At 55.6% G+C, this 883-nt stretch carries 1 protein-coding gene; it reads right to left on the bottom strand.

Annotated features, from left to right (window positions below):
- Positions 1–219: 219 nt before the first annotated feature.
- Positions 220–870: a carbonic anhydrase gene (locus ACR0E6_RS21875; protein WP_419739452.1), complete on the bottom strand. Its 651-nt coding sequence runs from the start codon at positions 868–870 to the stop codon at positions 220–222.
- Between the last annotated feature and the right edge of the window lie 13 nt (positions 871–883).

Below are 883 nucleotides of genomic sequence, written 5' to 3'. Positions count from 1 at the left end.
AAAGATCGCCTCGGGCGGCGCGTTGATGGTGATACTGCGGGATACTTCGGCTTTTGAGGGCAGCAAATACGCAATGCCGACCAGTGCCAGTACAAGAACGACCAGGCCAAGAAAAACGCGTTTAATCAATTTCATAATATGCTCCAAAGGGTAATTCCTTTGTCTGGAGCATATCATAGAAAATTGGACGGAACCGCTGCTTACCGCGATGCTAGGGCGTTAGACCGGAACGAACTTTTTCTGATAGGGATCGAAACACTCCAACCCGCCCGCGCCGATATCTGTCCAAAGCCCGTGCAGGCTGAGCGTGTCGGTCTTGACCGCGTCGGAAACAAACGGGAAGGTCATCAGGTTTTCCAGCGACGCAACGACGGCCTGACGTTCAAACTGGCGGGCCTGCTCGACGCCATCCTCGATATCCGCGACCTGTTCGTACTTGGGCTTGAGGATATCCATCCAACGGCCAACAAAGCTCTCTTTCGCTTCCAGCTGCGGGGCCTGCCCTTTGCACATGTCGATACAGCCCTGCACCCCACCGCATTGCGAATGACCAAGCACGATCAGATGCGCCACTTTCAACGCGGTCACCGCATATTCGATGGCTGCACTGGTCCCGTGGTGATCCCCATCCGGGGCGTAAGGGGGCACCAGGTTGGCAATGTTGCGGTGAATGAAGAACTCACCCTGATCGGCACCGAAGATCGCGGTCACATGAACCCGGCTGTCGCAACAGCAAATCACCATCGCACGTGGGCGCTGCCCCTCATCCGCCAAACGCCGATACCAGACCTGATTTTCGGAATAGGTCGTCGCTTTCCAGCCGTGATACCGTTTCACCAGATAGGTCGGCAAAGGTTTGGCTAAATCCATTTCGGCATTCCCG

This window comes from Ruegeria sp. AP12, from assembly GCF_056540025.1.
This window is presented reverse-complemented; position numbering and strand designations above follow the sequence as displayed.

Bases quoted from the DNA above. Each gene is read 5' to 3' on its own strand.
- ACR0E6_RS21875 (WP_419739452.1), bottom strand. From the start codon at position 870: ATGGATTTAGCCAAACCTTTGCCGACCTATCTGGTGAAACGGTATCAC.